Genomic DNA, 21,609 nt, shown 5'->3' with positions numbered 1-21,609 from the left:
GCAATTTTTAAGACCGAACGATAACTTATATGAAGCAAAAAGCACCCTTTACATTTGTAAGGTGCTTTTTTTCATGTTTTCTTTTCTGTTAGAGGCTTAACTCTTCTGAAATGTGTTCAATATTGCTTTAACAAAACCTCCCAAAAACCTTGGCAGCTTAAACGTGTAAAATTTCATGATTTACCCTCCCATCAATTCATGCCGTACGCAGGAGACTTTCCTCTTGTCAATAACGGAAACGAACTGCAGTCCTCCCTGCCAAAACAAAAAAGGCTACATGAGATTTCTGCTCATGTAACCATATTTATGCACCGAGGACTTGGCCTATACCTCTAGTCTCAATAGCCTATTTTTTAACGCAGTGCTGATTCGGCTGCTTCTCGAATTCCTCGGATCGCCGCAGCACGATCACTCCGGCCAAAAACTGCATTCCCCGCTACCAAAACATCGGCTCCAGCTGCCACAACTAATGGTGCTGTCTCTTCCGATACTCCACCATCTACTTCGATCAATAAATCTGGATTCACTTCATTCGCCCATTCTCGAATTTGAGTGATTTTGCGCAAAGTGTTAGGAATGAATGCTTGACCACCAAAGCCTGGATTAACGGTCATCACCAGAATCATATCCACATCCTCCAGCACCTCACGCACCGCTGAAGCCGGAGTACCCGGATTAATTGCTACACTTGCCTTCAGCCCCAGTTCCTTAATCTGATGAACCACACGATGCAAATGAACGCATGCTTCAGCGTGAACGGTGATCACACTTGCACCTGCTGCAGCAAAATCAGGGATATAACGTTCTGGTGACTCAATCATCAAGTGAACATCAAGTGGCAGCTTGGTATGTAACGATACAGCTTTTACAATAGGTGGACCCAACGTGATATTCGGCACAAAATGACCGTCCATTACATCCACATGTATCCAATCTCCACCACTGGCTTCCGCCTCTGCAACTTCTGGACCTAAACGCGCGAAATCCGCCGACAATAAAGATGGTGCTATTCGTATCATGATGTTAGTACCTCCGCTTTTTATCTTTCATTTCATTAAAAAACAGTTTGTAATGATCATAGCGACTATCCGCAATTTTCCCTGCTTTCCAAGCTTCTATTACACGGCAGCCTGGTTCATGCTGATGACTGCAGCCCCGGAACTTACAATCGGATGCGTATTGAGCAAATTCACGAAAACAAGTGGACAGCTCTTCTACACCAAGCTCCAAGAAATCAAGCTGACTAAAACCTGGGGTATCTGCAACAAAACCTCCACCACCAATATCCATCAGCTCCACATGACGGGTCGTATGACGACCACGCCCCAATCGTAAACTGATCTCTCCAGTCTCCAGTTTAAGCCCGGGAACAATACGATTCAATAAGGTGGACTTACCAACCCCTGATTGACCCGCAAAAACGCTAATACCACCAGTAAGCCGTTGTCTTAGCTCATCGCTTCCGGCACCAGTAAGTGAACTTGTAACCATCACTTCATATCCGATATCCTCATAAAGTTCTTTAACATAACGGGTAGCTTCACCATCATCATCCGCCAAATCCTGTTTAGTCAGAACAATTAGGGGTTCCAGACCCGAATGTTCAATATGAACTAGAAACTTGTCCAACAGATTCAGGTTCATATCGGGCTCCCGAACGGAGAATAAAAGCACTGCGAGCTTAACATTCGCTACAGGTGGACGAATCAGTTCAGATTCTCTAGGTAGAAGTTCATCCACCATTCCTTCTCCATGCTCAGTAAGTATATAAATAACCCGATCTCCAACTAGCGGAGCGATCCCTTTTTTCTTGAGAATTCCTCGGCCTCTGCATTGAACAGAATGCTCTTCAGTCGCAATTAACCCTTCGCGGAGCGGTTTCACATAATAATAACCGCTTAACGCTTTAACAATTATACCTTCAGGCATACATAGTGAGCCTTCCTCTCCTGATTTTGCGAAAATGACCCAAGTCTGATATCCCCGGGTCATTTCGCTACGCCAACCGTTCAGGTTAAATCCTGTTTAGTTGTTGTTTTTATCTTTAGATTTATCCTTGCCTTTATTATTGTTCTTATTATTATTGTACTTGTTATTGCCATTATTAGTCGATTCACTGTTTACCGAACTATTGGTTACGAACCCTGTCTGATTCACCGCCCCGTTATTCCCTCCGTCATTCTCTGAACCTGAACCCGGCAAGATCTCCGGTTCAATCGTAGGTTCAATTGTAGGCGTAGGTTCAGCAGAAGGTGTTGGAGTTGGCTGTGGTGTTGCTATAACTGGTGGTTCAGGCTCCTGAACGGTTCCGTTCTTAGCATCGATATAAGGAATGACATAAGTGTCCAAAAGTACACCGTCACGGGTAACAATAACTGAACCATCTTTATTAGGAGCCAATACTAGATTCACAGATAACACTTGGCTTTTTCCAATGGTACGTGTTCCCCAATCCTGCTTCTCTCCATTATTGCGCGCATCCACGAATTCGATACGAATCTTGCTCTTTTTCCCATCCTGAGCAGGAGCGACTGGCACATTAAAGGTATAATTCAGGGCTTCAGGTGGATAACCTGTACTTAAGTAAATCGTAATCGCTGTTCCAGGTGGAACAGAAGTACCGGTCCCCTTATCAAATGCCCAGGTCTTTGTTACTTTACCTTCTTCAATGCTGAAGCTGGATTCTTTCTTCACTTCTCCAAGAACAAGCTTGGCGCCTTCAAGCAGCGCCTTTGCCTCGCTCTCCGTCTTACCGATGAGATCTGGCAACAGTACACTTTCTTCTCCTTTACTAACGTAAAGGGTGATTTGAACCGTCTCAGGATCGAATTCAGTATTTAATGCAGGGTCAGATTTCACAATGAGACCTTCATCTGTATTTTCGTCATAGAGAGGTTTATTATCAATCCGGTCTTGGGCTACACCCAGCGCCATCAATGCTTTAACCGCATCATCAAAGCTCTTGTTAACTACATCTGGCATCTTGGGTAGTGGCTTAGCCGTATTCACAGTGAGTATAAGGGACGCTCCTTTTTTCACTTTGGCATCCTTTTCCCTACTTTGCTTAATGACCACATTCTCTTCAAAATTCGGACTGTAGTCATACAGAATAGGATCAGCAACCTCAAGCCCCAAATCCTCAAGCTCAGTTTGAGCTTGTTCTATCTGTTTACCTACTACATAAGGAACGGAAACCTCAGGAACAACTAGCTGTGATTTAACGTACCATACGAGACTGGCCATAGCCAACAGCAACAGCAAGGTAAGCCCAATCCATAATGTAGGTTTTGCCCATTGTTTTTTACCTTTGCTTGAAGGCACCGGTTCATCATCTTCATCACGAACCATCCGTTCCTCACGATGATTACGATTACCATTGCTTCTTTGAATCGGTTTTATCGCCGGGATAACCCGCGTACGATCCTCATCTTCTTCATCGTTGAACAGAATCTTCGCCTCACTGCGACGCTCCGGCAATAAGCATGTTTCCAAATCCTGCAACATTTCTTTAGCAGAGTCGTACCGCTCCTCCGGATTTTTACGCATTGATCTCAGAATTACATTCTCAACGCTTTGCGGAATGAGTGGATTCAGAAGTTTTGGCTCTTCAAACTCTTCTTGCAGATGTTTTAAAGCTACACTAATCGGACTCTCTCCCAAGAAGGGCAGGCTTCCAGTAAGCATTTGATAAAGTACAATACCTAATGAATACAAGTCAGACTTTTCTCCTGTAGAGACACCTTTGGCATGCTCTGGCGAGAAATAATGTACTGAACCAACCACAGAACCGGTCTGTGTTATGGTTGTTGACGTAACTGCTCGGGCAATCCCAAAGTCGGTTACTTTCACCCGTCCATTGCGTCCGATCAGGATATTATGTGGTTTTATATCACGATGAATAATTTGATTCTGATGCGCATGATCTAGGGCATCACAGATTTGTGAAGCGATCCGTACGGATTCATCAACCTGCAATGGCGCTCGTTCTTTTATAATTTCATTAAGATTCTGACCCTCAATATACTCCATGACAATGTAATGAATTTCGTCTTCTTGTCCTACATCGTATATGCTGACGACATTCGGATGAGACAAAGATGCGGCAGACTGCGCCTCACGCCTAAAACGGCGAATAAATTCCTCGTCATGCACAAACTGATTGCGCAATACTTTGATGGCGACATTTCGGTTTAAAAGAATGTCATGTGCTCTATAGACGAGCGCCATTCCACCTCCGCCGATCCGTTCGATGACTTGGTAACGGCCGCCCAATTCGTGACCGATCATCAATCCCACTCCTTTGTTTCGGGCACAGCGGCCTCTCCATGATGTTCTAACAAAGCGACGCTAATATTATCGCCACCGCCGGCGAGCAGTGCCAGCTGAAGTAAACGGTCCGCTCTTTCCTCTAACGATATCTCATGTATACCTGCTACTTTGCCTAAATGCTCATTTGTGACAAAGTTGCTTAAACCATCGCTGCATAGAAGCAAAATTTCCCCTGGTAGCAGAGCTATAGGCGCCATATCAACCTCAACCTCAGCGTCTGTTCCAAGTGCCCTCGTCAGCACATTACGACGCGGATGATTATCCAATTCCTCCACACTGATCTGACCGTTCTTGAACAGCTCATTGACTAGCGTATGATCCTCGGTTAGTTGAACTGCCGCACTGTCTTTTATTAAATAGGCTCTGCTGTCTCCGATATGGCCAATATATCCGTTTGATCCATTCAAAAGAACAGCAACGACAGTAGTACCCATATTATGATACTTATCGTCACCGGAAGCCTCCCTGAACACAGTGCTGTTAGCTTCCAAAATAGCAGCTGACAACGCATCACGCAGAGCTTCGTCTTGAAGTTCAGGCTCTAACCCGTCCAGGTTATTCCTCATTGTCTCCAAAGCGAGCCTGCTTGCGGTTTCACCAGCCTGATGTCCACCCATCCCATCGGCAATAATACCGAGTGTATAACCGTGGCGCGTCGCGCCGATCCAGACCGAATCCTCATTGACAGAGCGCACTCGGCCAATATCGCTGGCATGAACTGTTCTGATCAAATATCCTCACCCCAACTCCATATGTTTGGCACGCAGCTGTCCGCATGCGGCCGCGATATCATGGCCTTGCTCACGGCGAATAGTAACATTCACCCCGTTATCAGCCAAAATACGTTGAAACTCAAAGATATCATTGCGTGAAGTACGTACATATTTCCGCTCAGGCACATGGTTTACCGGAATCAAATTGACGTGGCACAACATGCTCTTAAGCACCCCGGCCAATTCCTCAGCATGCTCCGGTTGGTCATTTACCCCGCCGATCAAGGCATATTCAAAGCTGACACGTCGTCCCGTCTTAGCTTGATAATAACGCAATGATTCAATTACATCATCAAACGGAAAACGGCGGTTAACAGGCATTAGCTTTGAACGCAAGGCGTCGTTAGGTGCATGAATCGAAATCGCCAAATTAATCTGGGTATCTTCTTCTGCAAATTTATAAATGCTCGGTACAATACCGCTGGTGGAAACAGTAATATGCCGTTGTCCGATATTTAGGCCCTTCTCATGAATCATAAGACGCAAGAATCTCATTGTTGCATCATAGTTCTCAAACGGCTCACCAGTACCCATGATAACAATGCTGCTGACACGTTCGCCGCGCGCATCAAGGATTTGTTGGGAACGGACAACCTGAGCTACAATTTCTCCCGCTGTCAAATCCCGTTTTAATCCACCGAGTGTGGAAGCACAGAAAGTACAGCCGATTCGGCATCCTACTTGGGTTGTTACACAAACGCTATTGCCATAATTATGTTTCATGATAACTGTTTCGATAGCATGATCGTCATGCAATCCAAACAGGAATTTTACAGTTCCATCTTTAGATTCCATTTTAGTAATTTCAGTTAGTGCAGCAATAGAGAATTGTTCATTCAGCTTCTGACGAAGCCCTTTGGACAAATTGCTCATTGCTTCGAAGTCATTCACACGTTTTACATACAGCCAATCAAAAATTTGTCCACCACGAAAAGCAGGCTCACCATTGTCTTTCGCCCACTGTTGTAACTCTTCTAAAGAAAAATCATATATTAAAGGTTTCATTATTATCTACACCTGTTCTTTCATAAGGATATGCGTATTATTTCTCATTCTTCCTATTTTAACACAAATTTCAGAGACGGTAAAAGAAAACGCCCGCCGTACGGTAGCCCGGCGGGCGGAGGATACTACAATTGTCAGAAAATTTGCTATATTACAAGACTCTCTGAAGCTTGGAAATATAGAACCCGTCGCTCCCATAATGATGAGGCAGCAGCTGAATTCCCTCACCCTCAGCCAGCGCAGTACCCTCCAGCCTGTCCCATAATGGGGAGGCAAAAGTTACAGCGGTGAAGTCAGGATTCTGCTTCAAAAAGTCAGCTACTACTTCACTATTTTCCGCTTGTTCAGTAGTACAGGTACTATATACCAGAATGCCACCCGGTTTCAACAGTTTAGAGACCGACTGCAGCAATTCCCGTTGCAATGACGCTACGCTAGCCACATCTTCCGGCTGCTTACGCCATTTGAGGTCTGGCTTACGGCGAATTACGCCGAGTCCAGAGCAAGGTGCGTCGAGAAGAATTCTATCAAAGGATTGATACTCTAAAGTGTGCTCCAGCTCCAGCGCATCTGCACTGCCTGTAGATACGCAATCAAGACCTAAACGTTCTGCTTGATCTGAGATCAATTTCGCTTTATGCAAATGCAGATCATTAGCGTAAATTGATCCTTCATCTTTCATGAGCTCGCCCATATGTGCTGTTTTGCCCCCAGGAGCAGCGCAACAGTCAAGCACCCTCATACCAGGCTCCGGAGCTACCGCTTCAGCTACTAGCATAGAACTCTCATCCTGAACGGAGAGATATCCATCACGATACCAGGAGGTGAGCGCCAGGTTTCCACCGCTTTTCACAACAATACCATAGGGACTAACCTCAGATGCTGAAGCTTGCAGACCTTGTTCAATCATCTGGTTCAGCAGAGCTTCACGACTGATCATCGTTGTATTCACACGTACGCTGACCGCAGGCGGCTCATTATTAGATGCACAAATCGCTTCCGCCGTGTCGACACCGTACTCGGTAATCCAACGTTCCACTAACCACAACGGATGTGAGTATAATATCGATATCCGCTGCGCTTGACTCAGCCCCTCAGGCAGAACCGGTAGATCACCAGCACGCAACACACTGCGCAGCACACCGTTAACCATCCCTGAGATTCCCTGGTGGCCTTTTTTCTTCGCTATATTAACAGCCTCATTAACAGCTGCATGGGACGGTATACGATCCAGATACATAATTTGATATAAACTTAACCGCAGTAAATTACGGACCCATGGCTGTAGTTTAGCTATCCCTTTACTAACAAATCCTTCAAGCACATAATCCAAGGTGTTCATCCGCGAAATAGAGCCATAAACAAGTTCTGTGACCAGTCCGGCATCTTCTTTGCTAAGTGTCGCCTTCTGTAGACTGCTGTTGAGCAGCAAATTGCTATATGCACCTTGCTGCTCAACTTTAACCATTATATCAAGCGCGATTTCCCGGGCAGAAGCAGGGGCAACCTTACCCTTATTGCCAGCTCTGCCGTTGTTGCCAACTGCTTTGGAATTGTTCCCCTGTCTCTTACCAGCGTTAGGATTTACTGCTGATCGGCCAACACCATTTCCACCGCCGCTCAACCTAACACCGTCCCTGGCTTCATAACAGCACCACGGCTAAAATCGGCCGCACTCATTGCTTTTTTGCCAGCAGGTTGAACCGTTGTCAGCAGCAGACTTCCGTCACCTGTTTTCACTTCGACACCTTGCTCGGTTACAGAAAGCACCGTTCCTGGAGCACTATCGCTTGCTTTCTGCTCTTCAGGCAGTTTAGAAGCCCAAGCTTTAAAGGTCTCACCATTCCAGAGCGTAAATGCGCCGGAAAAAGGAACTAATCCACGAATTCGATTATAGTTATCACGCGAGCTCGCGTTCCAATCCAAACGTTCATCCTCGCGATTAAGGTTAGGAGCATAAGTTGCCTCACTATCGTCTTGCTGAACAGCTTGAACTTTTCCACTCACTAAACGTGGCATTTCAGACTTTAACAGATCTCGTCCCGCTAGGCTTAGCTTCTCAAAAAGAATTCCTGAGGTATCTTCAGCCTCAATAGCCACTTCGACACGAGAGATCATGTCACCGGTATCCAGCCCTTCCGCCATATACATCAAAGTAACGCCGGTCACTTTCTCACCATTGATGATACTACGCTGAATCGGAGCACCTCCCCGATATTTAGGAAGCAACGAACCGTGTACATTCACACAACCATTCCGCGGTAAGTCCAACACAGCTTTAGGCAAAATTTGACCATAAGCAGCCGTGACGATCAAATCCGGCTCATATGCAGCCAGCTCAGCGACTGCCTCAGGACGACGCATGCGTTCAGGCTGAAGCACAGGTAATCCAAGAGCTAATGCGGCTTCCTTAACTGGTGAAGGAGCCAAGATCTTTTTTCTCCCCTGCGGACGATCCGGTTGGGTGATGACAGCTACAACTTCATAGCCTTCATCTACCAGCATTTGCAAGCTTGGCACCGCAAAGGCTGGAGTTCCCATGAAAACAATCTTCATATTCCTCACTCCTCAGTCTCGTTAGCAGTCATCTCGTACACTTTTTCAGCGATATCTGTAAACAGAACTCCATTCAAATGGTCAATCTCATGCTGAAAAGCCCGGGCAAGTAAACCACTGCCGGTTATCGTAATCTCTTTTCCCTCACGGTTAAGGCCACGTACAGTTACAGTCTCCGCACGGCGTACATCACCATTCAAGCCAGGAATACTAAGACATCCTTCTGGTCCTAGCTGTTCACCTTCCATGCTGATGATTTCAGGGTTAATCATTTTGATCAATCCATGCTCTTCATCCGCATCCACCACAATTAGACGTTTCAAAATTCCGACTTGGGGTGCCGCCAGCCCTACTCCTTCAGCGTCATACATCGTATGTGCCATATCATCCAGCAATTTTTTAACATTAGGAGTAACTACAGCTACTTCTTTAGCTTTTTTGTGCAATACTTCATCCGGTTCCTTAACGATCAAACGTATAGCCATTACAAAACACCTTCCCGTTCTGAACATTTCTATATTTAAAGTCAATTTATAAAGCTCTTTTTTTACATTGTAACATGATACGGATTTACATCAACATCTGCGGATCCACATCAATGCTGATCTGAAGACCAGTATCCCGTACAGAATCCTCTAACTCTTCAGCCACTTGGCGGACAAGTCCAATTACATCGATGGCGCCGCGCCATTTTATCATACACTGGAATCTATATCTACCCTTTAATCGAGGGATAGGTGAAGCCACAGGACCCAACAGATCTAACACATCACTGGTTAGCTTATCGAGACTTCCATACCATCTTAGCTGTCTGGCTTTTCCTTGAAGATTCAGAGCATAATTCTCTGCCATCCGCAGTAGAAGCGGCAGCTGTTCATGAGACAATGTGACCAGGATGAGTCTGCAATACGGCGGATAATGGAGGCCTCTACGATGCTTCAGCTCTTCACGTACAAAAGAGAGATAGTCATGTCCGCTGGCATGAATAATGGAATAATGCTCTGGCGTATAGGACTGAACGACCACTTCGCCTGGAAGCTGATGCCGGCCTGCTCTGCCTGCAACTTGTGTAAGCAATTGGAATGTCTTCTCTGCTGCGCGAAAATCGGGCAGGTTCAACGCTGAATCTGCTGTGATTACACCAACAAGAGTGACATCTGGAAAATCCAGTCCCTTTGCTACCATCTGAGTCCCCAGGAGAACATCCGCTTTTTTGTCCCGGAATTGGTTCAGCAGCTTCTCATGTGAGCCTTTTTCTGTTGTTGTGTCCACATCCATACGAATCACTCGTATGCCTGGGAACAGCTTACCAAGTTCTTCTTCCACCCGCTGTGTACCCGTTCCGAAAAACCGGATATGCTCACTCCCACACTCCGGACAAAGCTTAGGTGCTGGTTCAGCATGGCCACAATAATGACAACGCAAATTGTCACTACGGCTATGATATGTTAGTGAGATATCACATTCTGGACAACCGGCTACATAACCACAGCTACGACACATGACAAAGGTTGAAAAACCTCTACGGTTAAGCAGCAGCACCGTCTGTTCTCCGCGTTCCAGCCTCTCTTCCAGTGCTGAATGAAGCTTTCGGCTGAACATCGAACGGTTGCCTTCTTTAAGCTCTTCCCGCATGTCTACTACGTTCACCTTTGGAAGTTCATTTCCAAGCGCACGGGTAGGCATCTCCAGCAGTACCGGTGAAAAATGAATATCACTCTGCGATCTTGCAGCATGATAGCTTTCCAGCGAAGGCGTGGCAGATCCAAGAATCACAGCTGCCCCACACTGCTCCGCTCTACGAATAGCAGCATCACGGGCATGATATTTCGGATTCTCCTCCTGTTTATAAGAGGTCTCATGTTCTTCATCCATAATAATCAGTCCTAAGTTGGAGAAAGGAGCAAACACGGCCGATCTTGCGCCTACAGCGACTGTGGCCTTTCCTTCACGGATTTTACGCCACTCATCGTATCGCTCACCAACAGACAGCCGGCTATGCATAACCGCGACCCCGCTGCCGAACCGTCCCTTAAACCGCTCCACCATTTGTGGCGTTAAAGCAATCTCTGGAACAAGAACAACAGCCTGTCTACCCTGATCTAAACAACGTTTAATACACTGCAAATAGATCTCTGTCTTACCACTACCCGTAACGCCATGAAGCAGAAATACTTCGTGAAGCTGCTCTTCTACGGTTCGAGAAATCCTTGTATATACGACCTCTTGTTCCGCTGTGAGCGGTAGAGGTGCGGTAGGTTTAAAATCTCGCCCTTGATAAGGATCGCGATAGACTTCAATTTCACTGATCTCGATAAATCCTTTTTCCTCCAAGGCCTTTACAGTACTTGCCGTTACTTGGAGTGCAGACAAAACTTCTTTAAGGGCCATGGGGAGTGTAGCTTCCATATCAACTAAAAAGCTCAGAACTTCCTTCTGGCGTGCTGATTTTTTCGGAAATTTGTTCAAAGCCTCCCGGGCAGCAGTGACACCTATCGCCAGATCGACTGCCTTGAGCTTTTTCTTGCCCATTTTATCCTTAATGGATTGACTCTCTATAAGTACTCCACGCCGCAGCATGAACTTCACCGTCTCAGCAGCCTCAGGAAATGCACGAGTAAGCTGCTTCATGGAAACTTCGCCACTACGTCCAATAAATTCTGTGATTAGCCGTTCCTCATCCCCTGTGTCCGCAAACATTGGGAACAATTCATCCTCTGGAAATGCTGTCTCTTCCTGCACATCTCCAAGTGAAATCAGCCGTTCTGCCTTCCCTTTTAGAGCGGTGGGCAACATCGCCTGCAGTGCTGAAATTCGTCTACATGCATATCTTTTACTCATCCAGTCCGCAAGCTCAACTAATTCAGGAGATAAAGGCGGGAGCAGATCCAACACTTCTTGGATTGGCTTCAGGCTAGGATTCACTAGGGTCTCGCCTGATTCTAAAGAAACTACAAAACCTTGGACTGTCCGGTGCCCAAACGGAACGGCTACCCGACTGCCCACTTCAATCCATAATTTCAGGGATTCTGGAATACTATAATCAAATGGCCGGTCAGTGCTGCGTACAGGCACATCCACAATGACCTTGGCGATATCCATTATAATGAAGCTCCAGTAATTCGCTCTGCCACGAGCGTCAGCAAACGACGAGCAACCTCATCCTTCGACAATTGTGGCAATTCAAGCACCAATCCATTCACATCATATATCGAAACGATATTCGTATCCGCTCCAAATCCGGCTCCTGCAGCCGCTACATTGTTAGCAACGATGAGATCGCAGTTTTTGCGGACCAGCTTGTCCTTAGCATAAAATTCCGTATTGCCCGTTTCCGCAGCAAAGCCAACCAAAAACTGCTTGTTTTTGTTCTTACCGAGTGTTTCCAGAATATCCGTTGTCTTCACAAGCTCAAGCGTCATCGTCTCTCCGCTTTTTTTAATCTTAGAAGGCTCACTATGCTTCGGACGGTAATCCGATACAGCCGCCGCCTTGATCATAATATCGCAGCTGTCCCACTGTGCGGTAACTGCTTCATACATTTCCTGTGCAGATTGAACACGAATGACTGAAATCTCTGGATCCTGTGGAGGGGCCTCATCTGTACGCGCAGCAATCAACGTTACCTCAGCTCCCATTGCGCGCGCAGCACGTGCTAATGCGAAGCCCATTTTACCTGATGAATCATTGGAGATATAACGTACTGGATCAATGCGTTCTACCGTTCCACCCGCTGTGATGACGATTTTTTTACCCACAAGAGGTTTGGATGCGACGCTTGCTTGATGTGCAAAAAAATTCTCAACCACACTCACAATAGCCTCCGGCTCTTCCAGCCGACCTTTGCCAACGTATCCACATGCCAGCAGTCCTTCACCAGGCTCAATAAACTGAATGCCCCGGCTAGCGAGAATATTCAAATTATTAAGTACAGCTGGATGCTGATACATATGAACATTCATAGCTGGTGCAACCATAATAGGAGCCGTAGTAGCAAGCAGCGTTGTAGATAACATATCATCGGCGATCCCGTGCGCCATTTTGGCAATCATATTTGCGGTCGCGGGTGCTACCAGCACAAGATCCGCAGCATCTGCCAGATCAATATGTGAAATGGAGGATGGATCTCTCTCCTGGAATGTATCACTGTATACTCGTTGCTTCGATAGTGACTGTAGAGTTAATTCTGTAATGAACTGCTTCGCCGAAGCTGTCATAATGACATGGACCTCGGCACCTTTTTGGACAAGCTTACTGGTCAAGGACGCCGCTTTATAAGCAGCAATTCCTCCTGTGATCCCAAGTAAAATAGTCTTCCCCTTCAAGCTCTTCAACATGATCTCCCCCCTGTTCCCTACTCTTACAACGAATGGCTATCTTTACGACGAGAAAAAAATAACAACCTTCCGGTTGTCATAAAGAGCCCGGTTCTGGGCTTTCATCATAAATTTAAGACCCGTAAATGCTCCATAACCCAAGAAGAAACGGCAGCGCCTCAAAACAAATAGGCGGCATCCGTTTCTACAATAGGTCATTATTACTTATGCTTGAGACTACTCTTCACCGCGGGTTAGAGTAATGCGATCTTCGTAAATTTCCTCAAGAGCAACACCAACAAATTTATGCGATCTAGGATTCTTCACATCTGTCTTGCCACCCTCACGCAATTGTCTAGCACGACGTGCAGCAGCGACAACGAGCGAATACTTACTGTCAACCTTAGTCATCATTTCATCAATGGATGGATATAGCACTGGGACACCTCTTCATAGTTTACTGTTAATACATTTGACCTTCAGCTTAAATTATCTGACTTTACAATGTTCGGCGATAATAATGCTTTCTATTCTCTTACAAGCCAGATCAATCTCATCATTCACTACAGCATAATCATAATGCTGCATTAAGTTGATCTCATCCTCCGCTACAGTCATGCGGTGATCGATCACATCTGGATGCTCAGTACCCCGTCCGCGAATGCGGTCCTTCAACTCGTCCATGGATGGAGGAAGAAGGAACACAAAAATCCCTTCAGGAAATTTCTCTTTGACTTTGAGAGCGCCTTGAACCTCAATTTCGAGAATAATGTCTTTGCCGCTATTGAGAGTTCTCTCCACAAAATCACGGGGAGTACCGTAATAATTACCTACGTACTCCGCGTATTCAAGCAATTGATCGGCTTCGATCATTGCCATAAATTCATCTTTGCTTTTGAAAAAATAGTTGACGCCATCTTCCTCACCCGCACGCGGACTGCGAGTAGTAGCAGAAACTGAGTAGACAAGTTTGGGCATCTTCGGACGTAGTGCTGTACAAACAGTACCTTTACCTACGCCGGAAGGTCCGGATAATATGATGAGCAATCCTTTTGACATAATACACTCCATTTAGTTGTTATTCGTCGTTGTCGTCATCTTTACTGGATAAGCGATGCGCCACAGTCTCCGGCTGTACAGCCGATAGGATGACATGATCACTATCTGTAATGATTACGGCACGAGTCCGTCGGCCATAGGTGGCGTCGATCAACATATGCCGATCACGTGCCTCCTGGATAATACGTTTGATTGGTGCAGATTCCGGACTGACGATAGAAATAATGCGGTTGGCAGACACAATATTTCCAAAGCCAATGTTAATAAGTTTGATTGCCATGTTCCGGTAGTTCCCCCCATAAAGTTCTATGCTATTACCTATTCCCGATTACTCTATGTTCGCAGCTTGTTCTCGAATCTTCTCCAGTTCTGCTTTCATTTCTAGCACAAGACCCACGAGAGTTAGATGATTGCATTTCGATCCGATTGTATTCGTCTCACGGTTCATCTCCTGAATGAGAAAATCCAGTTTGCGTCCTACCGGTCCTTTCCCCTTCAGGAGGGCTCTGCATTGCTCGAAATGACTATACAACCGGGTCAACTCTTCATCAATATTACAGCGATCTGCAAAAATAGCGATCTCCATCCCGAATTTATGCTCATCAAAAGCGAACGTCCCATCATTTAGTTCATTCAATCGATGTCGAAGTTTCTCTCGATATTCAATGATTACGACAGGTGCAAGTTCAACCATTTCAGCATGCATGTTCTCAAGATGGTTCAGGCGCTGTTCAATATCTGCGGCTAGATAACTGCCTTCACGGGCGCGCATCTCCAGCAGAGACTGCAAACACTGCTCAAGTCCCGCCTCCAATACTTCGGAGTAGTCTTCTAATGTCGCAGACACGGCACCCGCAGCCTCGTCTTTGCTGTCCATAATACCGGGTATAGAAAGTATATCACGTAAAGTCAACTCACCCGTCAAACCATATTCGTTCTTAAGCTGCTCTGCTGCCTTTAGATAGGTCATTACAGCAGAGTGATTCAGAACCGGTCTAACAGTCGACTCATCGTGCTCTCTATTGATGGTAACATCTATTCTTCCCCGTTTGATGTGCTGTTGAACCTTTCTTCTCAACACATCCTCATAACCCGTCCAATCCCGGGGCATCCGCAGTACAACTTCGCAGTACCGGTGATTCACCGATTTCACTTCGAACATAATCTTGTAGCCGCCGAATTGCAGGGACGATTGACCGTATCCGGTCATGCTAAATGACAACGGAATCACATCCATTACACTATTGTAATTGATTATTACTAGCGAAACAAGGGGGACAATTTGCGTCCTGATTTCTCCCACACATACTCCATTAGCTGTGCACTCATATCGTAGAACATGAACGGAGTCATCAGATAGATCCCATTAAAATGGGCAGTAGCAACATCTAACAGTTCCTTAGCGATAGCGACACCTTCTGCTCTTCCAGCTTCTCCTTCAAGTCCCTTCATGCGGTTGCGGACATCGTCCGTAAGCTGAATACCGGGAACCTCATTATGCAGAAACTCTGCATTTCGTCCGCTTGCCAGTGGCATAACCCCAATGAATACAGGGATTTCCAGATGTGCTGTTGCCTCAGCTATCTTCACGATAAGTTCCTGATCATAGACAGGCTGGGTCATAATATAGTCGGCACCAGAGGCGATTTTCTTCTCCAGACGTTGCACTGCCTTATCCAAATGTTTAACATTCGGGTTAAACGCAGCTCCGATTACAAAATTCGCTTTCTGTTTCAAAGGTTTACCTGAGAAGGAAATCCCGTCATTCAGCTGCTTGATCATTCTAATTATCTCAAAAGAAGTTAAATCATAAACCGAGCTTGAGCCGGGAAGATCTCCAAATTTCGCAGGATCACCTGTTACGGCCAGCACATGATCAATTCCAAGCGCATCAAAACCCATCAAATGGGATTGAGTACCAATCAAATTACGATCCCGGCAAGCAATATGCACTAGCGGACGAAGTCCGGTTTTAGCGTGCACCAAATGCCCCAACGCCATATTGCTCATCCGTGTAACAGCCAGAGAGTTGTCGGCGAGTGTCAACGCATCCGCGCCTGCTCTTCTTAGCGCTTCTGCACCCTGCATAAACTTTGCGATATCCAATTCACGAGGTGGATCAAGCTCAACAATAACCGTATGTCGTTCCTTTACCAGATCAACCAGGTTCGGCTCTCTACCCTCTCTATCATCATCGCCAAAATTATCTTGCAGCGATACACGCTCCACAGTAGGTGGCAACGGTTTAGGAAGCGGTTGCGGTACATAATTCTTCAGTGCAGACGAGATTTCTGCGATATGCTGCGGAGTTGTACCACAGCAACCACCGATTATCCGGCAGCCCATCTCCGCAAAAGTCTGCGCCATTTGCCCAAAATATTCTGGAGAAGCCCCGTACCGGTATTCTCCGTCTACATAATCCGCTATACCCGCATTTGGATACACAGAAGCTGGCAAAACCAGGCTCCCTTGTACAGCTTTGAGCGCCCGCTTCATTCCGTTCGGGCCTGTGTTACAGTTAAATCCGATAACATCAGCGCCATCGCTTTCCAGGATACGAAAAGCTTCCGGCAAAGTTAATCCATCTAATGTGCGTGCTGTTTCATCGACAGCTAATTGGCAAACTACAGGAAGCGAGCTGATCTTGCGGAGCGTTCTTAGAGCTAAATGCAGTTCCTCAACATCGTAGAAGGTTTCCAGCATAATGCCATCTACGTCCTCTTCTAACAATGCAGCAATCTGCTGTGTAAAATATTTTTTCAGCTCTGTGGAAGAGAGATTCGCACGTTTGCCCGCACGAATAGATCCTACAGCTCCTAATACATACCCATGATCTCCAGCAGCCCGGCGAGCGATTCTAACCCCGGCTCGATTGATTTCCTCAACCTTAGATTCTAGACCATATTTAGAGAGCCTGTCATAGTTCGCCGAGAAGGTGTTGCTCTCCAGCAGCACTGCCCCTGCCTCAATATAGCTGCGGTGAACATCTTCGATTACCCCCGGAGAGGTCAAATTCAATTCTTCATAGGAAATGCCGACCGGGAAACCCTTCTGATATAAGTAGGTGCCCATCGCTCCGTCTCCGACTAATACTTTATTTCCCCATGCGGAACGTAAATCCGGCTTCACAACAAGATCCTCCCCTGCCACATTAGTTTCTAACTTTAGTTTCATACTAATGTAACATAAATCGGTATGGATGATAAGCTTTCCAAAAGAAATGCATTTAGACCAAAATATCCACCATGCATGTTCATATATAAAAAGCTTCATACTAACGTTAATGCTGTTATTTCCATAAAGGAGAGAATACTTTGAAGAAAAAAACAAGAAAGTTTCTGATCCGAAAATACGCTGTAACTTTACTGCTAGCCACTCTCTGCTTACTGTATATTTATTTGCTAGATTGGCTGTATGGCTATGGGCTGGGTAACGTCGGTTATATCCTTAATTATCTCTTCTATACCGCCTCAGAGAAAGCTACTGCTTGTATTTTGCTGCTCTGCTTGTTCATCCCCGATATCTATTACTGGAAAACAGGACATCAACCAGAACGTGGCGGGGAAAGATGACTTCTTATCGCCGCAACGATGACAAGAATTACAGGGATCAACACCATAAAGAAGGGAAAAATCGTATATAACAATCTCCCTCCCTCATTAATGTGTTCAGTAAAGCTCCGCGCGTTCAACATCGAGCTGAACAGAATGATCAGAGCACAGGGATAGACCATTTTCCGGTAAGGAATTTTGAACAATTCGGAAATCCCTATAAGTGCCGCCGCAAAAAACACTGACATTTTGAAAAAAACGCCGATAATCAGCACCATAACTACTAGAATATCCACACGTTGAATAAAATCAGAGATTGAAATCTTGCTAATCGTGGGCATCAGAGGGAGGGGTGAACGTTTCACAATATCTGTGCCCAGCACGGAGATATTCAGCATCATAGTCAGACTTAAGAGCAAACCTGAAACAAATATCCCTGCTCCGATGACCCAAGGACCTTTTTTAACATTGTTCAGATAGGGCATTAGCATGGTAAAACAAATCATTTCACCAAAAGGGAACATATAGTTCTGGCGAATGACAGATTCGATCACAGGCTGGAACCCATTCTCAAAAACAGGAAGCAATCGATTCAAATTAATGGAGCCCGATAACATCAGCATAATCGAGCAAAATATACCTATCAGCATTACGAGAGTTGCGAATACCAATGAAGTTCGGGATAACACCTCTACTCCTTTATGCAAAACATACGCAGAAGATAAGATCATCAATGTAGATATGATAAACAACGGTGTGCGGTGCATAGTAGCCATAACCAGCATGGAACTGCCATCCCGTAAATCACGACCCGCTAAATTGAGAAAAAGGATAATGTAGAGAACGGAAATCACCGTACCTAAGGATCTTCCCAGCAGCTTGCGGGTATATGCCGTTAAGGGGAGATCCGGAAACTTTCTGTATAAATAAGTGTACCCCGAAAAAATAATCAAACCGATCAAATTTCCGAGCATTATGGATATCCACGCATCTTTACCAGACTCCATCCCAAGATTCACTACCAGTGCTGTTCCAAGTTCAAACAACAAAGTCAACGTGAAAAATTGGAGTAGTCCTATTTTTATTTTCCCCATAACTGCTCCTCCTTTATCGTCATTACTTATACTTGGACTGAAAGGAATCACTCCGCATATCCGTATGCCTGATCACAGCATCCGTATTGATATTAATCTGGCAGGTTTCAAATATACGGTCCCAATGATCTTTTACTTGTTTCCAGCCACGTGGATTAGCTCTTTCTGCTGCTTCACCAAAACCTAGATAATCACTTTTTAACGAACGGGCAGTTGTTATGGCAGCACGAATCTGTTCTTTAATATTCTTTTCCAAAAGCTTCGAAAGATTATTTAACACCGTCGGATCTGTTAGATCCAAGCCATTGGGCGATTCCTTTAATCCAGCCTGCTGAGTGACGTTAATCGTGAAGATAGGATGCTCTATGTCTTTCGCATCAGCGTGGATATGTACCTGTGATAAATACACATTAAACGATATATAATCATTCTCACCTATCGAGACCAGTACCGGCATCTGAGAGATTTTATTCTTAAGCAAAACGGTACCGATCGCCTCCTCCCCTTGCAGCCACCCTTTAAGCTTGTCTTCTTTAAAAGCTGCAAGACCCGTAACTTTTATTATGGCCTCCGGTCTTATTTTTTTTAAATTATCATTACTTTCCCTCTGCTCCAAATCTCCAGTCACTAGCACGCCATTGATCACTGGCCCCCCACCAGGAACCTGTATCCCCCGGATAATATCATCCACTTCCATCCGATAGTTATATCCGAATTGTTTAGAGGTCGTCTGCAGCTTTTCCACCAAATCGTTGGATGGAATTCTTCCGAACACGGTCATAGTCGTCATACATTCACTAGCAGGCTGTCCCTTGGAAATAAAAATCAGGCTTGTCAGCCGGGTTTCACTTTCCCTTTCCAGCACATCCATGATATCCTTGATGCCTTCTTGCGCGAACTTCTCGGAAATGATGACCACCCGAATATGTCCTAAAGACAAAAAACGTGCAGTCTGACGCGAGGCATTGGCTAATGCTTCAAACATAGAGCGGCCGCTACCTTTATATACCGAAACAGGTGAAGTCCCTCTAGCGTTCTTCCCAGAGATTTCGTCAGCAACGATAACCTGAAAGGATACTACGTATTTCTCTTCTTCTGTAGGTCCTCTATCTATGGACACACCGGAAACGATGGCTCTTCTGTTTAATTCCACACTATCCCAGCAGCCTGTGAGACTAAGACAGATCAATACGCAAGGTAAAAGTCCTGCTAAGAAAAAATTGCATTTACTCAGAATCTTGCTTTCCTTTCTTATGCGACTGTGTCCCTTTAGTCTTATCAAGAATTTTTGGAGATAGGTTCTGTTCATGTCCGGTTGTGATCTCCTTCCCTTCTGAAATGTTCCCTTGCTGCGCAGTAGCAGGAGCTGGTTCTGCTGTGCCCAGCGCCCACAAAGGCAGCCTTAAAACAGCATCCTTCTGACCTCTAGATGACAAAGGCACGATTGGAGACAAATAAGGAACGCCAAAAGTCCGCAGACTGTTCATATGTGCAACCAGTACGATTAAACCCAATGTAATCCCGTAAAAACCAAACATACCGGCCAATATCAAAAAACCAAAGCGGATAATTCTGCCCGCAATCGCCATGTTATACGCTGGAATGGCAAAGCTCGCAATCCCGGTCAACGCGACCACAATCACCATAACGGGTGTAATAATTCCAGCCTCTACCACGGCCTGACCAAGAATCAGAGCACCTACTACAGATACGGTCTGCCCAACTGCACGCGGCATTCTTACTCCCGCTTCCCGGATGATCTCAAACGCACCTTCCATTAGAATAGCTTCGACAAAAGCGGGGAAAGGCACATTTTCTCGTTGCGATAACAGGTTGATCAGCAAAGTCGTAGGGATCATCTCATAATGAAACGTCGTCAAAGCTATATACACGGAAGGCCCTAGAATAAGCACAATAAAACTGATATACCGAATAATTCGCATCAGAATAGCAATATCGAACCTTTGCGCATAATCCGAAGCTGACTGAAAAAAAAGAGTGAAAACCGCAGGCAAAATCAATACAAAGGGGGTGCCATCAACGACAATCACTACCCTCCCTTCTAACAGATTCGTTGCAGCCACGTCTGGCCGCTCGCTGTTATTGATCGTTGGAAAAGGGGTAAAGGTCTTATCCTGAATCAGCTCTTCGATATAACCGGATTCCATGATGGCATCTACATTAATCTGTTGCAGCCGATTTCTAGCTTCTTCAACCAGCTTCTCGTCCGCAGTATCCTTGATGTACATTAAAGCCACATCGGTCTGAGTTACCGACCCGATCTTCACATGCTCGAGCCTTAGTTTGGGTGATCTTATTCTTCTGCGTATTAATGAGACATTCGTAGCCAAAGATTCAACAAAGCTATCCTTTGGACCACGCACAACTAGCTGAGTCGAGGGTTCAGTGACAGAACGAGCTTCCCCTCCTTCAGTCTCACACATGATGCCACTGTCATAACCTTCAATGAGAATCAGTGTCTTCCCAGAAAGAATTCCGAGCAGCACCTCGTTCCAATCCTCCTGCAGCTGCGCTTCACCTATTTCCAGGGCACGGTTTAAGATGAGGTCATTCAGATTATTTGCTGCAGTATTACTTTCCTTGAGCATCTCATCCGTAATAGAGAGCAATGAACCCATTACAAATTGATTAACGGTTTCTGTCTTAGCTAGACCATTAAGATGTACCGCAGCAGCCTCAACAAAGGATTGCTCACCAAGCTTTACCTGGCGGATTCTAAGATCCGGACTATCTCCCAGCTCGGTAATGATATTGTTTAGTGTCTGCTCCAGATGAATGGTTAATCTGGCTCCAGAACCTGAACCCGCCGGGTCTGCTTGCTGTCCCTTACCGGATTTATTTCTTTTAGTTAACCCGTTGATGTTCAACAAGCTCCCCTCCTTTTTTCATAAACATTGTAGTATTA

Annotated in this window: 20 protein-coding genes; 1 reads left to right on the top strand and 19 read right to left on the bottom strand. The window is 45.5% G+C overall.

What is annotated here, in order from left to right; translation table 11 throughout:
• Nucleotides 1-96: 96 nt before the first annotated feature.
• The 16 genes from spoVM to MHI32_RS12305 all read right to left on the bottom strand — a co-directional run bounded on the left by spoVM (nt 97) and on the right by MHI32_RS12305 (nt 17,167).
• Nucleotides 97-177, bottom strand: a complete 81-nt coding sequence (gene spoVM / locus MHI32_RS12380; protein ID WP_020431362.1) for a stage V sporulation protein SpoVM — start codon at nt 175-177, stop codon at nt 97-99.
• A gap of 176 nt (nt 178-353) precedes the next feature.
• Complete coding sequence (gene rpe / locus MHI32_RS12375; RefSeq protein ID WP_076136152.1) at nt 354-1,019, bottom strand: ribulose-phosphate 3-epimerase; 666 nt, start codon at nt 1,017-1,019, stop codon at nt 354-356.
• 4 nt (nt 1,020-1,023) lie between these two features.
• Nucleotides 1,024-1,929 (bottom strand): ribosome small subunit-dependent GTPase A, encoded by a 906-nt coding sequence (rsgA, locus tag MHI32_RS12370; protein WP_036686201.1) that lies wholly within the window; start codon nt 1,927-1,929, stop codon nt 1,024-1,026.
• A gap of 96 nt (nt 1,930-2,025) precedes the next feature.
• On the bottom strand, nt 2,026-4,287 hold the full coding sequence (gene pknB, locus MHI32_RS12365) for a Stk1 family PASTA domain-containing Ser/Thr kinase (RefSeq protein WP_340012442.1): 2,262 nt from the start codon (nt 4,285-4,287) through the stop codon (nt 2,026-2,028).
• Nucleotides 4,287-5,060 carry a Stp1/IreP family PP2C-type Ser/Thr phosphatase gene (locus MHI32_RS12360; protein WP_076129149.1) on the bottom strand — a complete coding sequence of 258 codons (774 nt, stop codon included), beginning with the start codon at nt 5,058-5,060 and terminating at the stop codon, nt 4,287-4,289. The genes pknB and MHI32_RS12360 overlap by 1 nt, the downstream gene beginning before the upstream one ends.
• 6 nt (nt 5,061-5,066) lie before the next feature.
• Nucleotides 5,067-6,107: a 23S rRNA (adenine(2503)-C(2))-methyltransferase RlmN gene (gene rlmN / locus MHI32_RS12355; protein ID WP_036686196.1), complete on the bottom strand. Its 1,041-nt coding sequence runs from the start codon at nt 6,105-6,107 to the stop codon at nt 5,067-5,069.
• Nucleotides 6,108-6,258: 151 nt separating this feature from the next.
• Complete coding sequence (rsmB, locus tag MHI32_RS12350) at nt 6,259-7,590, bottom strand: 16S rRNA (cytosine(967)-C(5))-methyltransferase RsmB (protein ID WP_340012727.1); 1,332 nt, start codon at nt 7,588-7,590, stop codon at nt 6,259-6,261.
• Between the two features lie 137 nt (nt 7,591-7,727).
• Nucleotides 7,728-8,663: a methionyl-tRNA formyltransferase gene (gene fmt / locus MHI32_RS12345; protein ID WP_340012441.1), complete on the bottom strand. Its 936-nt coding sequence runs from the start codon at nt 8,661-8,663 to the stop codon at nt 7,728-7,730.
• 5 nt (nt 8,664-8,668) lie between these two features.
• Nucleotides 8,669-9,148, bottom strand: coding sequence for a peptide deformylase (gene def / locus MHI32_RS12340; protein ID WP_036686193.1), 480 nt, complete (start codon nt 9,146-9,148; stop codon nt 8,669-8,671).
• Between the two features lie 85 nt (nt 9,149-9,233).
• Nucleotides 9,234-11,765 (bottom strand): primosomal protein N', encoded by a 2,532-nt coding sequence (priA, locus tag MHI32_RS12335; RefSeq protein ID WP_076275857.1) that lies wholly within the window; start codon nt 11,763-11,765, stop codon nt 9,234-9,236.
• On the bottom strand, nt 11,765-13,000 hold the full coding sequence (gene coaBC, locus MHI32_RS12330; protein ID WP_076183392.1) for a bifunctional phosphopantothenoylcysteine decarboxylase/phosphopantothenate--cysteine ligase CoaBC: 1,236 nt from the start codon (nt 12,998-13,000) through the stop codon (nt 11,765-11,767). Before coaBC ends, priA begins: the two co-directional genes overlap by 1 nt.
• A 216-nt stretch (nt 13,001-13,216) precedes the next feature.
• Nucleotides 13,217-13,417 carry a DNA-directed RNA polymerase subunit omega gene (rpoZ, locus tag MHI32_RS12325; RefSeq protein ID WP_036686188.1) on the bottom strand — a complete coding sequence of 67 codons (201 nt, stop codon included), beginning with the start codon at nt 13,415-13,417 and terminating at the stop codon, nt 13,217-13,219.
• Between the two features lie 51 nt (nt 13,418-13,468).
• Nucleotides 13,469-14,038, bottom strand: a complete 570-nt coding sequence (gmk, locus tag MHI32_RS12320; protein WP_340012440.1) for a guanylate kinase — start codon at nt 14,036-14,038, stop codon at nt 13,469-13,471.
• A 19-nt stretch (nt 14,039-14,057) separates the two neighbouring features.
• On the bottom strand, nt 14,058-14,318 hold the full coding sequence (locus tag MHI32_RS12315; RefSeq protein ID WP_006209218.1) for a DUF370 domain-containing protein: 261 nt from the start codon (nt 14,316-14,318) through the stop codon (nt 14,058-14,060).
• Between the two features lie 48 nt (nt 14,319-14,366).
• Complete coding sequence (locus tag MHI32_RS12310; protein WP_340012439.1) at nt 14,367-15,260, bottom strand: YicC/YloC family endoribonuclease; 894 nt, start codon at nt 15,258-15,260, stop codon at nt 14,367-14,369.
• 38 nt (nt 15,261-15,298) lie between these two features.
• Nucleotides 15,299-17,167, bottom strand: coding sequence for a bifunctional homocysteine S-methyltransferase/methylenetetrahydrofolate reductase (locus tag MHI32_RS12305; protein ID WP_340012438.1), 1,869 nt, complete (start codon nt 17,165-17,167; stop codon nt 15,299-15,301).
• A gap of 185 nt (nt 17,168-17,352) precedes the next feature.
• Between MHI32_RS12305 and MHI32_RS12300 the strand changes: the two genes are divergently transcribed.
• On the top strand, nt 17,353-17,610 hold the full coding sequence (locus tag MHI32_RS12300) for a hypothetical protein (RefSeq protein WP_036686181.1): 258 nt from the start codon (nt 17,353-17,355) through the stop codon (nt 17,608-17,610).
• Here the strand turns inward: MHI32_RS12300 and MHI32_RS12295 are convergent.
• The 3 genes from MHI32_RS12295 to MHI32_RS12285 are packed head-to-tail and all read right to left on the bottom strand — an operon-like array spanning nt 17,583 to nt 21,571.
• Complete coding sequence (locus MHI32_RS12295; protein WP_340012437.1) at nt 17,583-18,683, bottom strand: GerAB/ArcD/ProY family transporter; 1,101 nt, start codon at nt 18,681-18,683, stop codon at nt 17,583-17,585. The two genes, MHI32_RS12300 and MHI32_RS12295, sit on opposite strands and share 28 nt — an antisense overlap.
• A 22-nt stretch (nt 18,684-18,705) precedes the next feature.
• Complete coding sequence (locus MHI32_RS12290) at nt 18,706-19,992, bottom strand: Ger(x)C family spore germination protein (RefSeq protein WP_081383232.1); 1,287 nt, start codon at nt 19,990-19,992, stop codon at nt 18,706-18,708.
• Entirely contained in the window at nt 19,910-21,571 is a 1,662-nt protein-coding gene (locus tag MHI32_RS12285; RefSeq protein WP_340012436.1) for a spore germination protein, read from the bottom strand. The genes MHI32_RS12290 and MHI32_RS12285 overlap by 83 nt, the downstream gene beginning before the upstream one ends.
• Nucleotides 21,572-21,609 lie beyond the last annotated feature (38 nt).

Source organism: Paenibacillus sp. FSL H7-0690 (genome assembly GCF_037980415.1).
Lineage (GTDB): Bacteria > Bacillota > Bacilli > Paenibacillales > Paenibacillaceae > Paenibacillus_AQ > Paenibacillus_AQ odorifer.
The sequence above is the reverse complement of the archived record's forward strand: the minus strand, read 5'-3'. Positions and strand labels throughout refer to the sequence as shown.